Annotated in this window: 14 protein-coding genes and 1 pseudogene; 10 read left to right on the forward strand and 5 right to left on the reverse strand. The window is 33.1% G+C overall.

The genetic code is table 11. The annotated features are described in order from the left end of the window. Positions 1 to 62 precede the first annotated feature (62 nt). Positions 63 to 1,196: a YcbX family protein gene (locus FcAc13_RS04290; protein WP_187754974.1), complete on the reverse strand. Its 1,134-nt coding sequence runs from the start codon at positions 1,194 to 1,196 to the stop codon at positions 63 to 65. Positions 1,197 to 1,480: 284 nt separating this feature from the next. Here FcAc13_RS04290 and FcAc13_RS04295 point away from each other — a divergent pair, with 284 nt between their 5' ends. Next, on the forward strand, positions 1,481 to 3,928 hold the full coding sequence (locus FcAc13_RS04295) for an autotransporter family protein (RefSeq protein ID WP_187754975.1): 2,448 nt from the start codon (positions 1,481 to 1,483) through the stop codon (positions 3,926 to 3,928). Positions 3,929 to 4,033: 105 nt separating this feature from the next. On the opposite strand, the gene ygfZ is transcribed toward FcAc13_RS04295, so the two are convergent. Then, positions 4,034 to 4,963, reverse strand: a complete 930-nt coding sequence (gene ygfZ, locus FcAc13_RS04300) for a tRNA-modifying protein YgfZ (protein ID WP_187754976.1) — start codon at positions 4,961 to 4,963, stop codon at positions 4,034 to 4,036. Positions 4,964 to 5,200: 237 nt separating this feature from the next. Between ygfZ and FcAc13_RS12500 the strand changes: the two genes are divergently transcribed. Continuing rightward, entirely contained in the window at positions 5,201 to 5,605 is a 405-nt protein-coding gene (locus FcAc13_RS12500) for a protein YgfX (RefSeq protein WP_187754977.1), read from the forward strand. 98 nt (positions 5,606 to 5,703) lie between these two features. Here the strand turns inward: FcAc13_RS12500 and rsmI are convergent, their stop codons facing one another. Further along, complete coding sequence (gene rsmI, locus FcAc13_RS04310; protein ID WP_187754978.1) at positions 5,704 to 6,570, reverse strand: 16S rRNA (cytidine(1402)-2'-O)-methyltransferase; 867 nt, start codon at positions 6,568 to 6,570, stop codon at positions 5,704 to 5,706. A gap of 371 nt (positions 6,571 to 6,941) precedes the next feature. Between rsmI and nlpD the strand changes: the two genes are divergently transcribed. Both nlpD and gpmA read left to right on the forward strand, forming a co-directional pair. Next, a complete protein-coding gene (nlpD, locus tag FcAc13_RS04315; RefSeq protein ID WP_187755090.1) occupies positions 6,942 to 7,952 on the forward strand; it encodes a murein hydrolase activator NlpD in 1,011 nt (336 codons plus the stop codon). A 75-nt stretch (positions 7,953 to 8,027) separates the two neighbouring features. After that, the gene (gpmA, locus tag FcAc13_RS04320; RefSeq protein WP_187754979.1) at positions 8,028 to 8,780 is read left to right on the forward strand and encodes a 2,3-diphosphoglycerate-dependent phosphoglycerate mutase; all 753 of its coding nucleotides are present in this window, start codon (positions 8,028 to 8,030) and stop codon (positions 8,778 to 8,780) included. A 100-nt stretch (positions 8,781 to 8,880) separates the two neighbouring features. Here gpmA and FcAc13_RS04325 read toward each other — a convergent pair. Then, positions 8,881 to 9,507 (reverse strand): annotated as a pseudogene (locus FcAc13_RS04325) (DeoR/GlpR family DNA-binding transcription regulator); the annotation flags it as partial. A 101-nt stretch (positions 9,508 to 9,608) separates the two neighbouring features. Between FcAc13_RS04325 and FcAc13_RS12100 the strand changes: the two are divergent. The 3 genes from FcAc13_RS12100 to rlmF all read left to right on the forward strand — a co-directional run bounded on the left by FcAc13_RS12100 (position 9,609) and on the right by rlmF (position 11,237). Further along, the gene (locus FcAc13_RS12100; RefSeq protein WP_220679686.1) at positions 9,609 to 9,794 is read left to right on the forward strand and encodes a phosphoheptose isomerase family protein; all 186 of its coding nucleotides are present in this window, start codon (positions 9,609 to 9,611) and stop codon (positions 9,792 to 9,794) included. 93 nt (positions 9,795 to 9,887) lie between these two features. Continuing rightward, positions 9,888 to 10,082 carry a phosphoheptose isomerase family protein gene (locus FcAc13_RS12105; RefSeq protein WP_223064525.1) on the forward strand — a complete coding sequence of 65 codons (195 nt, stop codon included), beginning with the start codon at positions 9,888 to 9,890 and terminating at the stop codon, positions 10,080 to 10,082. Positions 10,083 to 10,259: 177 nt separating this feature from the next. Then, the gene (gene rlmF, locus FcAc13_RS04335; protein ID WP_223064526.1) at positions 10,260 to 11,237 is read left to right on the forward strand and encodes a 23S rRNA (adenine(1618)-N(6))-methyltransferase RlmF; all 978 of its coding nucleotides are present in this window, start codon (positions 10,260 to 10,262) and stop codon (positions 11,235 to 11,237) included. 58 nt (positions 11,238 to 11,295) lie between these two features. On the opposite strand, the gene mutS is transcribed toward rlmF, so the two are convergent. Continuing rightward, on the reverse strand, positions 11,296 to 13,854 hold the full coding sequence (gene mutS / locus FcAc13_RS04340) for a DNA mismatch repair protein MutS (protein ID WP_187754981.1): 2,559 nt from the start codon (positions 13,852 to 13,854) through the stop codon (positions 11,296 to 11,298). A 533-nt stretch (positions 13,855 to 14,387) separates the two neighbouring features. Between mutS and FcAc13_RS04345 the strand changes: the two genes are divergently transcribed. The 3 genes from FcAc13_RS04345 to FcAc13_RS04355 are packed head-to-tail and all read left to right on the forward strand — an operon-like array spanning position 14,388 to position 18,623. Then, a complete protein-coding gene (locus FcAc13_RS04345; RefSeq protein ID WP_187754982.1) occupies positions 14,388 to 15,119 on the forward strand; it encodes a hypothetical protein in 732 nt (243 codons plus the stop codon). A gap of 5 nt (positions 15,120 to 15,124) precedes the next feature. Continuing rightward, complete coding sequence (locus FcAc13_RS04350; protein ID WP_187754983.1) at positions 15,125 to 16,897, forward strand: ATP-dependent nuclease; 1,773 nt, start codon at positions 15,125 to 15,127, stop codon at positions 16,895 to 16,897. A 13-nt stretch (positions 16,898 to 16,910) separates the two neighbouring features. Continuing rightward, complete coding sequence (locus FcAc13_RS04355; RefSeq protein ID WP_187754984.1) at positions 16,911 to 18,623, forward strand: UvrD-helicase domain-containing protein; 1,713 nt, start codon at positions 16,911 to 16,913, stop codon at positions 18,621 to 18,623. The last annotated feature ends 30 nt before the right edge of the window (positions 18,624 to 18,653 follow it).

The following is an 18,653-nucleotide window of genomic DNA, read 5'->3' on the forward strand; positions in this document are numbered from 1 at the left end:
TTTTAGTGATTAGCTCTTGATAATTATCACATTCTTTATCAAATAATGTTCAATGGATTGAATTAAGTTTTTTTTGTTATCAATTTAATTTTTATAGATTCACTTTTAGGAATGCAACTACAGGCTAAAATGTGGTTTTCTGCTTGTATTGCAGATTTCGTCATAGCGGTAATACTACCGTCTTCAAGAATAACTCGGCATCTACCGCAGACTCCTGATCGACAAGAATAAGGAATGCTTATACCTTGCTGCTCTAATTGTTCCAATAGTGGTTGCTGGCAATTACCATTAATGATTTGTTTAGCGATAGTGATTTTACAAGTTTTGACAATGTTTTTAGGATTTTTAGAAACTGATTTTATATACGTTTTAGCTGGTTGACGGGTTAATATTTCAACAGGATCATTAATTGAAATTTTTCCACTATTGCGAGCTATCATTTTCATACCAAAATCAATGTCACCTTTTTCATCTGAACGGAATGAACATAATGTTGCCATTGGTTCTTTATTTGGTAGCCATTGCAGTGTAGATAAATTGATTTGTGTTAATACGCAACGACTACACGGTTTAACTAAATCAAAAATAATTTCGCCAATTTTAATCGTTCGCCAACCATCTTCAGCAAATGGTAGACTACCATCGATAATAATATTCCCGCGAAACTGTTCAATAGAAAGTATTTCAGGGCATCGCTGCTGTAAATAATCAAAAGAAGCTTGATTTAACAATAAAAAAGGATGCCCATCGGCAAATCCTAAAGGAATACTTGGAAAATGTTTTACCCGCCGATCAGAGAAATGACCAATCCAACGTAATTGCACATCAAGCTGTAAAAATTCACTTAAAAATTGATTGACGGTAATAGGAGCAATATGTGATGAAAAATAGTTATTCCAAACTTGGGTTTTTTCGAGTGTTGGCGAAAAATCAGTAAATTTAACTCGAATCCGATTAATACTGTGTAGCGACTTAGCAATAGGTTGATAGTAGATCTCAAGTTCCTGTTTACTAATGGCAGTTTTTAGCTGTAATAATTGAGGTTTTTCCCTAGCGGTAATAAATTTTCCATTTGGTTCAGTGACCATGAATAACCGATCATTTTCTAATCCACCTGGTAATACGAAAGAGGTTTGCAATGCTATTCCTTGCATCGATTTTACTGGATAAGTGGCAAGTTGTTTAACCTTTATCATATTATATTTAATTTGTTAAAATTGCTTAGCATTATACAGCTCATTAACTTGAGAGGATAGTGGATGTACCTAATTGTCCTTTGTGACTAGTGCAAAAATTAATAACTTATTTTATCGTTAAGCTAAGTTAGCTATTGATTACATTTAGCCAGCAAAAGTAAATCTATTATGAAATCATCATGAGTGATGGGGTCATTCTGATAACATAATTTTCTAATCAATATTGATTGCTATTCGCAATCATGTATTATTTAATCTTGAATAAATCTACAGAAAGGAAAAAAATGAAACTCAAATCAATTGCTCTCCTAGTAACAGGGGCTATGAGTATTGGTAACGCACATACAAAAAATTATGATCTGGCAACCAGTAATGTTTTGCCTTCAAATCAAATCAATGAACGTTATTTTGTTACTAATAGCAGTAATACAACAGCAAATATCACTATTAATGATGACTTTATTGTTAACAGTGAGGGCTCTTTCCATCTTGGTTTTGCCGGTAAAATTGACCAGCAAGCCGGTTCTGTTGCGGCCGGCGATATTAATATGATTGTTAATGGTAATATGCAAGTTTATAACGATACTTGGATTGGTAAATTTGATACTAGATTTTTTACACAATATTTAGGTTTGCACAAAGATTTTCCTTATAGCCCTATTGAAAAAAATATTGATTTGCACGTTACAGGCGATATAAATGTCGAATTAGGGGCGGATAAAGAACGTGGTGGTTTGATGATTTTAGCCGGTAATGTAATGGGTACAGGAGTGAATACTACTGGTCAAACCACGGTTAGAGTAGATGGTAATACCAATATCCGGAGTGGCGATAATCATTTAGCAGGGACAGCTTCGGCACCCGCAAGATTAATTACCAAGAGTTTTAATTTGACTGGGGGGGATATTGAAATTATCGGCGTTAATACGGTATTGGAAACGACCAATACTAATAACGATCAATCATCAGTTTTAGTTGGCAAAACTGGGAAAATGATTGTTATGCGAGGTGGTACGGTAGATGTAAGTCGGGGTGGTGATTTTAATGTAGTTGACGAAGGTATTTTGACTGCTAGTCGTGGTAATGGTTTTGTCAAACTTTCTTCTAATGGACAGTTAAATATTGGTGAGCACGCTCGAATTGAATCATCAAAAGGATCGCTTTCGATAAGTGATCAAACTGCGCAAACTTCAAAATTAAATATAGCTGGTATCATTCATTTTGGTGTGGCAGATAATCGTCAAATCAATAAAATTTCTGGTGATAATGTCGATGTTAAATCATCGGCTAAATTTTCTGCTACTAATGATTTTATTAAAGAGGCTTTAAATTTCAGTTCTGGTCAAGCAAATATTGTGGTATTAGCAGGTAATCAATCATTGAAAATTGCTGATATGCAAGAAGGTGAAACGCGTTCTTTGATCAAAAATATTTATGGTGATTTCAATTTCAAATTAGTGGGTAATGAATTAAATTTTGTAAATGCTAGTAACATCACTAATTTAAATGATGATCAGCAGTCAGAAGCCGCTGCTAAACGTCAACTTAATCGTTATTATCGACAAGCAGGAATGAACTCAAAAAATATCGCCAAAGGTTTTACCGCTAATTTAGTTAAAATTGCTGATAAAAGTTTAAATAATGTCCGAAATGCCGCGAATGTTGTTTCTGATAGAACTACTGCTGGCGATCTAAATTGGGAAGTATTCAAAGCTATTGCAAACGGTAATACGACTATCGAAAGCGGAAAAATGGTTACACATTTCACTCAGTCATTAGCTGGATTATATAATAACAACCGTGGATTACACCTTACTGAAATTGCTCTCAATTCATTTAATTATACCAAACTTATTATTGATAATCGCCTGCAAGAATTCAATAATTACACAACATACGATAATGACAATATATGGATTAATTTAACGCATCAGTACGAAAATACTGATAGTGCTAACGGAATTTCTGGTTATAAATTTTCAGCAAATGGATTTATGTTAGGTTTTGATAAAGCAATCATGGATAACTGGGTATTAGGTTCGGCTGTAGGTTATAGTGATGGTAATTATAAAGACAAGTCGGCAGTTTCTAATGATTCTGATCTTAAAAATTATCAAATTCAATTGTATACTCGTTATAATCTACCAAATGCTATTTTCACAAAGGCTTATTTGGGTTATGTATATGGTCAAAATAAACTTAAGCAGGATGATGGCTCTTATTTAGCTAAAGAAAAATTTCATAGCAAAACGTGGCAAATTGGTACTGCTGTAGGTTATGATTGGCAAATATTACAACCATTAATTTTCACACCAACATTTGGTTTAGCATATGTTTATACTGAAAATAGTAGACATAACGTCAAATATAACCAAATTGATCTGATTAAATATGGTAAAGCATCTAATTCTGCGATAATCATTCCTGTTGATTTGTCTGCCAAATATACTTTATTACAAAACAACGAAGATCAATTAACTATCAAAGCAAAGGCGGGTTATACTTTTAATCTTAGTGATGATGAGTTTGATGGTGATATCACGGTTAATGGTATTAATGGTTTAACTAAAATGAAAACACATACTTCCGATCGGACTAAAAATCAGTTTAACCTAGGTACCGGCATGACATTTAAACATAAATCTTTTGCAATTGATGTCGATTATCACTATTTTGGTGAGAGTCAACGTGATGCACACTATTTAACATTCACGACAAAGTATCATTTCTAATTATTTGTTAATGAATTTTCGCGATGTCACTTCTTCTAGCCGAAGAAGTGACAGAGAGACTCTTTAAATTTCTTAGGTAATAATATAAAAAATGAATTATTAAGACTATTTTTTATAAACAGATAAGGATTGTTGACTATTTTTTAGTCTGAAGATCATTTCATCTTGCGAAAGATCGTTATTTAAGATCGCCTGTACCCAAATTGTGTTATCTTGTAATTTCAAGGATGTGAGTATAAATCCAGTTTCACGCCAATTGTCTCCTATTTTTTGTTCAAGCGTTTCACCGACAGCTGGTAATATTCCTTCTTTGCCAGTTAGCAAATAAAGAGCTCGCTTATTAATACCTCGATATTGCGCTCGTGCAACCATTTCTTGACCGCAATAGCAACCTTTTGTAAAACTAATGGCATCAAAAAGTTGAAGATTAAACGCTTGTGGTAAAAATTGTTCACTTGCTTTAAGGTCAATAATAGGATAATTAGCTTGCATATCCAGTAATGTCCATTGTTGAGATGAAGAGTGGGGTAAATGAGTTAAAACAGATAAGGATGCCATATCTTGGGAAGGTCCTATAACGATATAACGTGGTTCAGGATAATCAATTTTTATATAAGTAAGATTTTTGATGGTGGCACAATTATTTGTTTTGGTTAATTTAGTTAATTCTTCAATTTGCACAGATGTGATGTTTCTACCTACCAATCCCATCATGGTCAGTGAAAAATCTGCTGCTATGGTGACTTTAGAAAATATGGCAAATTTTTTGAGAGCATCTATTTGCCGATCGAGAACGCTTTTACGAACAATATAGTAAATATTATCGGCACGTTTAAATAATAATAAATTACTCAATGTCTTACCTTTCGGATCACAATGTACACTAAGTAACCAATGACTTTCATTTAATTGATTAATATCGGCAGTAAGTTGCCCTTGTAAGAATTTGCTGTTATCAGCACCAGAGACCTTGACTAATTGCCAGTCATCAAGCGTTAAAGTTGATAATGGTAAATTTTGCGCGGGATATAGCATAGTTGAGCACCTAAAAACGTATTTTGTTGTAATATATCATACCTCTTCAAAGTAATTAAGCTCATGAACTACCTAAAAGGGATTAAACTCATCTATAAAATTTAATGACTAATTTGATTAAATCAATCATTTAATTTGCCAGATGGGTTGCAAAAAGACTTCAGATTTAATAAAAATTAGTTAAAAAAGTTAAGAATAACCGTTCAACAATTTTAATTTAATTTCCCTAATTAATTTATGTGGCGAACTGAACTTAAGTTATCTTTAAAACAATATTTGATATTTTCTGGATTCTATCTGGTATTCATTATTTTATTAATGGCATCATTTTATCAAACTAGTCTAGATGATTTCACATCGATAGCGATAGTGTTGCTAATCATCGAATGGTGGCGAGCGTGTTGTTATAGTAGCAAGATGTGCGGTGAATTGGCATTATTTTATCACATAGGGCAGATATATTGGTCTCGCCAACGTTGGAATGTGATAAAAAAACCGTTATTCTTGCACTACTTCGTCATAATCAATTTGCAATCCAGGCGCAATGGTAAATATGGTATATTGTTTTTAACATATGACAATTTATCTTATCAAGATTGGCGAGGATTATATTATTTTCTTAAACTGTTTTATAATAATTGAGCTTCTTAATTAAAGGTTTGCTATATTCAAGATTATTTTTGCAAACTAGGATTGAGTATAATTATCGGTTAGCTACATGGTAATTAAATGCATTTATTTCATATTTCGGCAGTTTTATGTGTTAGACCAATTTGATAAAGTTGATTTTTTTTCAACCCATAAATTTCTGCGACTATAGCTGCTGCTTTTTTCAGTGGCAATTCTCGTTGTAATTGATGAAGTAATTGAATGGCTTTTGGATCAAGCGTTTGTTGCTCAACTTGTTGAAAACCTTCAATAATTAGTACAAATTCACCTTTTTGACGATTAGAATCTATTTTTAACCAAGCAATAAGTTGACCAAGAGGTTGATGAATCACTGTTTCCCAAGATTTGGTCAGTTCCTTGGCTAAGACCACCATGCGATCAGCGCCATAAATAGTGAGCATATCATTCAAACTATCCATAATCCGATGGGTTGATTCATAAAATACGATAGTGCGTGTTTCTTGTTGTAACTGTGTTAATAGATCAATTCTAGACTTGCTTTTTGATGGTAGAAAGCCTTCGTAACAAAAGCGGTCTGTCGGTAACCCTGATACGCAAAGCGCAGCAATAGCCGCACAGGGGCCCGGTATTGGTACGACGTTAATTTTCTGCTCGTAACAAGCTTTTACTAGATGATAACCAGGGTCATTGATTAATGGTGTTCCTGCATCTGATATTAAAGCGATTGATAAGCCAGATTTAAGTTTTTCAATGAGCACGGCAGATTTTTGTTGTTCGTTGTGATCATGTAAAGCAAACAAACGACCTTGTATAGCCAAATGTTGTAATAATAGACCACTATGACGAGTATCTTCAGCGGCAATTAAATCGACTTGTTTTAAAGTTTCGATCGCCCTAAGGGTAATATCACCCAAATTACCGATGGGGGTTGCAACAATATAAAGGGTAGACGGTTCCACTGTGATGAATGACGACATAATATCCAATAAATATAGTATGAAAAATTTTTTTAATAACTTAACATAAAAAAGATACGAATTGGAATGATTATTCCAAATAGAATTTTTTAATACAAATAAAAATTATTTCTATTAATGCTATTATCATGTTTTTTTACAAAAGTTGTGTATAATAATAGCAATCTATACTGAAAATAATCCATTATGCTAAACTGCATATTACAGAAAAATAAACATTTAAATTCAGTTGATTATGTAAATTATTAGTAATGATAATTTATGATTGCTATGATAGTCTTATTGTAACGATTAATGTTGTAGAATTGAATTATTTGATTTAATGTGAATTATTAAGGAGTATTGTCTTGATTACGTTAGCTAACCAAAGCATGATTAAAAGTTCAATGAAAAAATGTTTCATAAGTTCTTTTATTCTATTCATAGCATCTTGTAGTCAAACTGATCCCGCTCGGGTAAAAGACATATCTGATTCGCCAGAATTTGTCGCTGGCTCAACCACAGAAAATGTTAGTGAAGTGACATCTGATTATACAGTTCCACCTAAAAATATTTCATCCTCGGAAACGTTTTCTTCAACTACTACAACCAGTAGTAATGGTGATATTGTAGAAACGTCACAAGAACGATTTTTTTATAATCGTAATTATGAAGATATTCCTAAAGGCGGTTATCAAGGTAACACTTATACCGTTAAACGTGGAGATACTTTATTTTATATCGCTTGGATAACAGGTAATGATTTCCGTTCTTTAGCAGCTAAAAATAGAATTTCTGCACCTTATGAATTAAGTGTCGGGCAAATATTGGATGTGAGTGGTGGTACTACAACGGTTGTGGTTACCCGAAAAACTGTTATACAGCCAACACAAACAAAAACTAATCCAAAACCAATTACAACAACTACTACCACCACAACTTCGAGTAATAATCAAAAGCCAGTCACACAAATTAATACCACCACAAGTACTCCCCTTGTTGATCAAAGAAAGCAGCCAATTATCTCGCCAAATACAGCTGCCATCGTTTGGCAATGGCCAGCTAAAGGTAAAATTATTGAACGATTTTCAAATGCATCTAAAGGAATTGATATAGCGGGAAATGTCGGGGATAAGATAGTTGCTGCAGCAGACGGAAAAGTTGTCTATGCCGGTAACGCATTACCAGGATATGGTAATTTAATTATTATTAAGCACAATGATGATTATTTAACTGCTTATGCACATAATCAAAGTTTTTTAGTGAAAGAGCAACAAGATATTAAAGCTGGGCAGCAGATAGCCACAATGGGCCGTACGGGTACTAGTTCACCACGACTACATTTTGAAATTCGTTACAAAGCGAAATCAGTTGATCCAACGCGTTATTTATCTAACCCATAAGAATTTGACTAGGGATTCAAAATGTGACTGTTAAAGAATTGTTAAAATATTAATTCTAAATGAAAGGAGTTATCCATGGCAGTAAAAAAATTAGTCTTAATTAGACATGGTGAAAGTGAATGGAATAAAGAAAATCGCTTCTGTGGTTGGACAGACGTAGATCTTTCTGAAAAAGGTCATCAAGAAGCAATTGAAGCGGGTAAGTTACTAAAATCAGAGGGATTTAAGTTCGATTATGCATATACTTCTGTTTTAACTCGAGCGATTCATACTTTATGGCATGTTCTTGATGGCGTGGAACAACCGTATGTTCCTGAAGAAAAAAGTTGGCGCTTAAATGAACGCCATTACGGAGCCTTGCAGGGGCTAAATAAGGCAGAAACGGCAGCAAAATATGGTGATGATCAAGTGAAATTATGGCGTCGTGGTTTTGCAATCACGCCACCAGCTTTAGAAAAATCAGATGAACGTTATCCAGGTCATGATTCTCGTTATAAAGGTTTAACTGACAAGGAGTTACCATTAACTGAAAGTTTAGCGCTAACCATTGAACGTGTTTTACCTTTCTGGAAAGAGAGTATTGCACCTCGCGTTGCAGCTGGTGAACGAGTTATTATTGCCGCTCACGGTAATTCGTTACGTGCCCTAGTTAAATATTTAGATAACATAAGTGATGATGATATTATTGAACTTAATATTCCGACAGGAGTGCCGTTAGTTTATGAGTTCGATGATAATATGAAAGTTATAAAACACTATTATTTAGGGGATGCTGATGCGATTGCAGCAAAAGCCGCAGCTGTTGCCAATCAAGGCAAAGCCAAATAATTAGACTATTGTGATAAACTAACAAGGAAGCAAAGTGCTTCCTTTTTTAAAGCTTAATAGATCATTTATACGCTACACTTTTTTATCAATTTAGATAGTATTAGCAAGTTATCACTTTAGTTTGTTTAGTGACTTGCTCAACTAATTGAGTATCTACTGATTGGTTGGTAATCAGTCCCGTTACTTCACACCAGTCGCAAATTTTATATAAACTTTTACGTGTAAACTTGCTGTAATCAGCTAAAATAAAGCGCTGTTCAGAGTGAGCTATAATGACCTGATCAATATAGGCATCCGATGATGAAGGGCTTGATGGACCATTTGAGTTACTAAAGCCATCAGTCCCTAAGAAGCAAAAATCAACATGAATTTGATTAATCATAGCTACTGTCCAGCCACCACAAACCGAACTGCTTTTATTACGTAATTCGCCACCAAAGAGAAAAACTTGATTTTCTGATTGAATTAACAAACTTGCCACCGGTAATGAATCTGTGAATATTTTAAAACCCGATTTAATAGATAAAAGTTTAGCTAACTCCAAAGTAGTACTACCGGTACCAATAATCATGGAGCTATTTTGCGGGATTAATTTTAATGTTTTTTGAGTTATCGTTTTTTTAATAATAATTTCTTTTTCTCGGACTTGAAAAGAGTGCTCAAAAGCAGATTGCTTTAATGTTGCTTCACCATGGCTCTTAATAGCAAAGCCAATCTGTTCTAAATGAGCCGATATTCCGTTAAATTGTCATATTAATTTTACATTAAATATTATCTTAAAAAATTTTCATCAAATTTGACACGATATAGTAACAATAGGTCAACAAATTGATCCTAATTTGGTTAGTCATTTTTTTAAATTATATAACTCAAGCGAAACATATTTTTGTCGCTGGTGCGAGTCGTTCAGGGTTAATGATTAATGCTTTTGCTAATCGTTTATTACATTTAGGTTATTCCGTAAGTATCGTTGGTGAAATTAATTCCCCCTATTCCCACCAGCCAATTTGTTGATTATTAATTCAGGATCAGGGGCAACGCTACGTTAATTGAACAGGCGAAACTCGTAAAGCAAATAAGGTTAATATTTCCTTAATTACCAGCAATATGGCATTGAGTCTAGCAAAACTTGCTGATTGTGTGATAACAATACCGTGTGAAATGCGAACAAGTAAACAACCCATGGGTTCATTATTTGAACAATCTAGCTTACTTTTAACGGATTGTCTGGTATTGTGTTTAATGGCTCAGCAAGCAGAAACCAGCCAGTCAATGACGGTCAGACATGCTGACCTTGAATAAGTTGGATATTAAAACGATGAGTTGTTATTCAGCTTAATAGTTGTTTAAATGTATTTAATAAGCTTACAAAAATCGGATATGTTGTATTAACTATAATTAGATTAAGTTACTTTATTTCATAACAATAAAAAAATCATTATAATAGCGAGTTTTGGAGCATTAATCATTGAGATGAATATGAATCGAAGTAACATTAAGTCATTTAAATCACAACTACATCCTCGTAATCGACATCGCAATGGTTATGATTTTCAAACTTTGATGGCGATATTACCAGAATTTTCTCAATATGTATCTCATAATCAATATGGTAACTTATCAATAGATTTTTCTGATCCGAATGCGGTGAAATTGCTTAATAAAGCATTATTGTTACAATTTTATCGCATCAATTATTGGGATATCCCGAAAGACTATTTATGTCCACCCATCCCAGGTCGGGCTGACTATATTCACTATTTAGCTGATTTATTGGCACAAGACAATCAAGGTAAAATACCAAAAGGGCGAGGGATTCGCGTGTTAGATATTGGTATAGGAGCGAATGTGATTTACCCCATTATTGGACATGCTGAATATGGTTGGTCTTTTATCGGAAGTGATATTAATCAAACAGTTATTAAACTTGCTAAACAGATTGCTCACGCAAATGAAAATTTGTCATCAGCATTAGAGTGTCGTTGGCAAAAAGATAATCAGCATATTTTTAAAAATGTGATAAACCTTCATGAACGATTTGCTTTAACACTATGCAATCCACCTTTTCATGCTTCCTTAAGTGAAGCACAAGCCGCAACACAACGTAAGTTATTCAATTTGGGAAAATCATTTGATCCTGCCAAACAACCTATGCAGAATTTTGGAGGGCAAAATAGTGAATTATGGTGTAAAGGGGGAGAAGTAGCTTTTATTGGTAAAATGATTCAAGAGAGTACATTATACAAACAGCATTGCTTATGGTTCAGCTCGTTGATTTCAAAAAAGGATTCGTTAGCGATCATTAAACGTAAATTGAAACAAATTAATGCGCAAGATGTTATTACTGTTCCGATGGCGCAAGGGCAGAAAATTAGTCGCTTTATAGCCTGGAGTTTTTATACTTCACAACAACGACAACAATTATTAGGTCAATGGCAGCACACATCGCATGAGTAATAAATCAAAGGATAGCAATTCTAATTTGATATCCTTTTAAAAGATCATACGTAGCTTACTACAACATCCCTTTGAGGCGATATAAAATATTCAATGCTTCTTTGGGCGTTAAACTATCAGGATTAATATCATGTAAAGCTTGTTCAACTTCTGATGGTTCATGTTCAGTAATTAGGGTTAATTGCGAACTATCGACATGACTACATGAGGTTTGTAGTGAGAGTGATTCTAACTCTTTTAATTTCTGTTTTGCTCGTTTTAATATCGTATTGGGTACTCCGGCCAAGCCTGCAACTGCGATACCATAACTTTTATTTGCTGCACCTTCCCGCACGGTGTGTCGAAACGCAATGGTATTGTCATGTTCAATGGCATCGAAATGAATATTATAGATGCCATTGATATGATTGGGTAGTTGGGTTAATTCAAAGTAATGGGTCGCAAATAGGGTCATCGCCTTAATGTGATTAGCTAGATTTTCAGCACATGCCCAAGCTAATGAAAGCCCATCATAGGTTGATGTGCCTCGACCGATTTCATCCATGAGTACCAAGCTTTGTTCAGTTGCGTTATGCATAATGTTGGCTGTTTCAGTCATTTCAACCATAAAGGTCGAACGTCCCGACGCCAAATCATCTGATGCACCTATTCGCGTAAAGATGCGATCAACAGGCCCAATAACTGCTTTAGATGCAGGAACAAAGCTACCAATATAAGTCAGTAAAACAATCAATGCGGCCTGACGCATATAGGTGCTTTTCCCGCCCATATTTGGGCCCGTAATAATAAGCATTCTGCGGTTTGGTGATAGCAAAAGCGAGTTTGCAATAAATGGTGTTTTTAAAACTTGCTCTATAACGACATGTCGACCATCTTTAATTTCAATTCCGGCGCTATTAGATAATGTCGGGCACTGATAATTAAGTGTTAAAGCACGTTCAGCAAGGTTAGTTAGTACATCAAGTTCAGCTATTGCATCAGCACTCATTTGCATATTCGCTAAATCAGGCAATAGTAACTCAAAAAGTTGATCGTAAAGTTGTTTTTCTAAAGCTAATGCACGACCTTTAGAGGTTAACACTTTATCTTCATATTCTTTTAATTCTGGAATAATATAACGTTCAACATTCTTCAATGTTTGCCGTCTGGTATAGTGAATCGGCGCTAAATGGCTTTGCCCTCGACTGATTTGAATATAGTAACCATGTACCGCATTAAATCCGACTTTTAAGGTATCGATACCTAGCGTTTCACGCTCGCGAATCTCAAGTTGTTCCAGATAATTCGTTGCACCGTCAGCAAGATTACGAAGTTCATCTAATTCGGCATTATAGCCAGTTGCAATCACCCCTCCATCACGAATAATAACGGGTGGGGCTTCAACAATCGCTTGATTTAAAAGATCGGCTATCTGATCAAATTGATTGATTTTAGCTCGTAAAGCAATTAAATAAGGTGATGAGTGATGATTTAACAATTGTTGTAATTCTGGCAATACATTATAGGCATCACGTAAACGAGCAAAATCGCGTGGGCGTGCTGTTCTTAACGCTAATCTGGCTAAAATTCGTTCCAGATCACCAATTTGCTTTAAGATCGGTTGAATATCACTAAGATCTTGCTGTAATTCGCTAATGGCTTCTTGTCTATTTTGCAAAATAACCACATTACGGATAGGCGAATGCAACCAACGTTTTAACATTCGGCTTCCCATAGCGGTTTGCGTTTTGTCTAATATATCGGCAACCGTATTTTCAGTGCCACCACATAAATTTTCGGTGATTTCTAAGTTTCGGCGAGTAGCTGCATCTAAAACAACAAAATCATAGGCTGACTCTTTAATGATAGAGCGAATATGGGGCAGGGCTGTGCGCTGAGTATCTTTCACATATTGCAATAAACAACCAGCGGCAGACAATGCATAACAACAATCCTCAACCCCAAATCCGACTAAATCATTCGTTCCAAATTGTAACTTAAGCTGTTGTTTCGCTGTTTCAAGATCGAAGTCCCACAATGGGCGCCGTCTTAAGCCATTACGATTGTCAATTAATGACATGGATTCGAAATCTTCAGGATAAAGGAGTTCAACTGGATTAGTCCGCTGTAGTTCTGCTTGCATTGCTTCAACGTTATCGCATTCAAATACAAAAAAACGACCAGAACTGATATCAAGAGTTGCATAACCAAAATGATTTTTGTGCTGCCAAATGGAAGCCAGCAAATTATCTTTTCGATCTTCTAAAAGTAATTCATCACTTACTGTGCCAGGAGTGACTATACGAACAACCTTACGCTCAACAGGCCCTTTACTGGTAGCAGGATCGCCAATCTGCTCACAAATTGCGACCGACTCACCCAACGCAATGAGTTTTGCTAAATAACTTTCAACTGCATGATAAGGCACGCCTGCCATTGGAATAGGTTCACCATTTGAAGAGCCTCTTTTAGTTAACGAGATATCAAGAAGTTGCGAAGCCCGTTTAGCATCATCATAAAACATCTCATAAAAATCACCCATACGATAAAACAGTAAAATATCCGGATTTTCTGCTTTCAATTTTAGGTATTGTCGCATCATTGGTGTGTGGTCGGTGAAGTTGTCGTATTCGGTCATATTATCAATTCTTTTTTATCTAAAACTCAGGCGATTACTATATATAATCTTACTAACTTTTTCGCAAAATCTTTGATTTTGCTTTTAAGTATTAAGGTAACTGTCTTAAAAAACCTAAAAATCGGTGAAACTTATTATATTAGGCATAGTTTAATATTAAATGATTGTATCACTTTATAGGCTGTATTGAAAATGAGGTGATTAAGTTATAAGCAAATTAAAGTTTATTATTAGAGTTTAGTCTGGTAATGATTGAATATAGGTGATGGTGTAAAGAAAGAAGATTAAAACTGAAAAAATTGCTTTATACGGATATCCAATAACTGATTTTACTATTTAGAAAATGATTTATTTATGTTAAACGGAATATATTTAAGACGCCTTATTGAAAAAAGGTAAAAAAATAATTGTTATAAGTAATATTAAAATTATATGCAGAATTATGTATTATAAGAACATATTTATTAAATATCTTTTTATAAAGTTATTAATTTATCATTCGCTCAAATACTTAAAAAATTAGTGGTATTGTTATGAGTTTATTAGCTAAAGCGTATTATAGAATTTATGGTGGTGAGTTAGTTACTCCTTCTCAATATGAGGCAAAAAATAGGCAATTAGGAGTAAAAAATCTTGCTATATGTATTTCATGTAAAGAACCATTGATTTCCCATGGCGTCGGTAGCCCTAATGTAACAGAGAGATTCCGTCATTATAAAAATGATGATAATTATCCTACTTGTCCATTACATAGTTCATCAAATCGAAATGCATTTTTAAGTAAAACTCTATTAGATGTTGAAAATGGGAAGTTATTACGTAGTGAGTTTTTTAGTAAAGAAAATTTGCTTCGTGCTTATGAATTATGTCATAAAATGAAAGGTGGAACAGCAAACTGTTTATCTCAAAAAGAATTTATTCACATAGTCGAAGCGGCTGATGCTACGGGAATATGGAATTATAAAGGCATTAAGTTATGGGGGATAATGATTATTCTCTTGCTTAAGACAAATTATTCTTTTAAGAGTAGTGGTATTCAATATTATTACAAATTTAAACGAAGAAAACCTCGCCGAAATTGCCCAGAAAATGAATGGTGGAATGATATTATATTACAACCTTGCTTTCTTCAAGATAATAAAGAGATTAATCATAAGTATAAATCAATAATTAATTTCTCTGAAGATTGGTATCAAAAACAAGTAAAAGAAATGAAATTTAAAGAAGATTATGCTCAGGTTATTTATTCTCATTTTAAGGTTTAAAATTAATGTATTTATCAAAATTAATAATAAAAAATTTTCGTAAAATTAAACAAGCTGAGTTTAATTTTGTCCCGGGATTAAATATTATTTTAGGACCAAATAATATTGGTAAAACAGCTGTTGTAGATGCACTTAGATCTCTTTTAGCTTGTCATGAAGATCCTTATCCTAGATTATTTAGTGATGACATTCATCGAATTGATATGCAACCAAATGGTGATAGTATTGAATTTAATTTCATATTTAGCGAATTGGATTATCTAGATGAAGCTGAATTTCTTCCTGCCTTAGTACCGATTGCGGATGGTAAGTTTAATGCGCATATAAATATACGTTATAGTGTTATTGATGAAACTGGAAGAATGAGAGTTAAACGTTGGTGTGGAGAACTTGAAGATACACCTGTAACAGTTGATATGCTGGAGAGCCTTAAATCTGTTTATTTGAAACCTTTAAGGGATGCATCTCAAGGGTTAAAACCTAATCGCAATAGCCAACTTGCTCGATTAATGCGATTGAATGGAAAACAGGACAATCAAGGCAAGGAAAGTATTGAAACATTAATTAAAAGATTTGAAAAGTTATTAAAACGACGTTCCCCTATTAAAAATACTGAAAATACAATTTCACAACGTCACAATAAAATGTTAGGAGAACAATTATCTCAGACATTGCAATTAGAAGTAAGTGGAACAAGCTTTGATCAACTTACGTCTCGTTTATCATTGATGAGTAATGGTTTTGATATAGATTACAATGGATTAGGATATAATAATTTAATTTATATGGCCGTTGTTCTTAGTGAAATGATAAATGATCCCAGTGTACTTTATCGTGGTTTAATAATTGAAGAGCCAGAAGCACATTTACATCCACAGTTACAAGTTATTTTACTTGAGTACCTTAAGAATATTCAAAAAAATGATGAAGATAAAATTCAGCTATTTGTTACGAGTCATTCATCAAATTTTGCGAGCTTAGCTAAATTAAATTCATTAACATGTATGATAGAAAAAGACTCTCAGTTAAAAGTTTTTTCACCAAGAAATATAATATTTGATAATTCTCCTGCAAAACATCAAAAAAACTTGAAAAAACTTGAACGTTATTTAGATATAACTAGATCAGAATTATTTTTTGCTAGAAAAGTTATTTTAGTCGAAGGTATGGCTGAGTTAGTATTATTGCATGCTCTTACTCGATTCACTAAAAATAAATATAACATTCGGGAGCATGCTATCAGTTTGATAAGTGTAGACGGATTGAATTTCGATTGTTTTATGCCGTTATTTAGCAATGAAGGTCTATCTATACCTGTGAGTATTATTACAGATGCTGATCCTAAATCGAATGAAATCAATGCTGATGGAACAAAGCAATCTATATATCCAAAACTTGGGGAAAAGATTATTCTTTCAGATAATACCAAATTATTAAAAAGTAAAGAAAGTGATCAAATTAAGATTTTTCATGGAGTGAAGACATTTGAATATGATCTCGCCTTATATGAAGAAAATCGAATTTTAATGTTGGAGGCTTTAAAAGAGATACATCCTGTGATATCAAATAATTTAAAAGAAAAGTTAAACTCAACAACAGAAAATGAAGAAAAAGCAAAAATCTTATTTTGTGGTATGTTTGAGCGTAAAACTGGTGAAAATGTACAAAAAGGTCGTTTTGCTCAATCTTTATCAGATATTTTAAATGATATAGATGATTCAAAAAAATTTATAGTTCCTCAATATATAGAAGATGCATTATCTCATGTTTGTAGTTAAGGAATAAATCGTAATGAAATTATCAGAGCAGCAACATCAAATAGTGAATTCTGATCTTAGTTCTATGCTAATTATCGCATGTGCTGGTAGTGGAAAAACAGAAACTGCAATACAAAAATTAATAAAGTTGCGCTCAGATATGGCTGATGATAGAGGATATGTTACTTTACTTTCATTTACTAATACAGCTATAAAGACATTTAGGAATAGATATTTTAGTTTAACTTCAAAAAATACCGATAGGTTTAAGAATAGGGTTTGTATAGAAACTATAGATAGTTTTATTACTACAAATATTTTACGCCCCCATTCTTTTCGTATAATGGGCTGTAAATCTACGCCTTTTTTGATTTCTGGTAAAGAATCTTTTCTAAAAAACAAGGGTTTCCAATATTGGTATACAACGCCATTAAATAAAATACTACCTGTGAAAAACGAAAATATAAATAATGTAACTATTAAATTAAAAGGTAATGATATTGAGTTTTATTATAAAGAAAATAAAAAAGAATATCCTATAACCAATGGTTTTGGGATAACTAAAAAATTAGGTAAAATTGGTGCATATACCCATGAACTAGGAAAGTATTGGGTATTAAAAACACTTAGCCAAAATGAAAATCTGTTATCAGCAATTATCAGACGTTTTCCAATTATAATAGTAGATGAAGCACAAGATATTGATGTATTACACGGTTTAATTTTAAAATTATTACATAAAGCTAGGTGCAAATTAATATTAATAGGTGATCCTAATCAAGCAATATTCGAATTTTCAGGTGCAAATGGGGATTTTCTTAAATCGTTTGAAGAAAAATCAATAAAAAATTATCCTTTATCAATTAATTATCGTTCTGTTCCTAAAATTGTTTCAGTGGCTAATTTGGTTTCTAATAGAAAAGATAAAGCTAATAGACAAGAAGATTCTGCTAATTATGGTATATATTATGTTTTATATGATAAAGACAATATAGGGAATCTAGTAAATATCTTTATTTCAAAAGTAGAGGAAATTGGATTAAATATTGATAATTCTGCTGTTTTATGTAGAAATAGATCTGGCATCGATAAATTGTTAGGAACGAGAGAACTTGGGCAAGGTAAAACTAAACTATTAGCTTTAGCAACAATAAAAAGAGATAAGCATAAAAAATATAAAGAAGCTTTTGATATAGTTGTTCAATGCATATCTGGATTACTTTCTTCATTACCTAATAATTTTGCTGAATTAGTCAATCATGATCCTAAATTTAAACAGCTAAAACAAATGATTTGGATATTCATCCGCAATCCTTCAAAAGGTTTACCATTAGGAGAGCAATTAGCAAAAAACCAATGGTATCCAGCCTTAAAATTAAATATATCTAATTTATTAAAAGAAATTGAAAGCAATTATGGATTTCAATTAAAAAGCGCAATTGGTAATGTTATATCTTCAAAAAATTTACCAAATGAACCCTTGATCAATAATTCCACTATGTTTAAAAGAACAATACGAGTTGATACAGTTCATCAAGTAAAAGGTGAAAGTCTTGATGCTGTCTTATATATTTCAACAGAAAAAGAACATTTAAAGGAAATGATTAATGGCACAAAAAAAGAACTAGGTCGTATTGGTTATGTAGCTTTGACTCGAGCTAAAAATTTATTTGTTATAGGTATTCAAAAAGAATGGTATTCAGTCTTTACTAAGACATTTTCTGATTTAAATGTAGCAGAATTATAAATTATTTTTAAGTTATAAGGCTTTTCAAAA

The organism is Frischella japonica, assembly GCF_014489845.1.
In the GTDB taxonomy this organism is placed as follows: Bacteria; Pseudomonadota; Gammaproteobacteria; order Enterobacterales; family Orbaceae; genus Frischella; species Frischella japonica.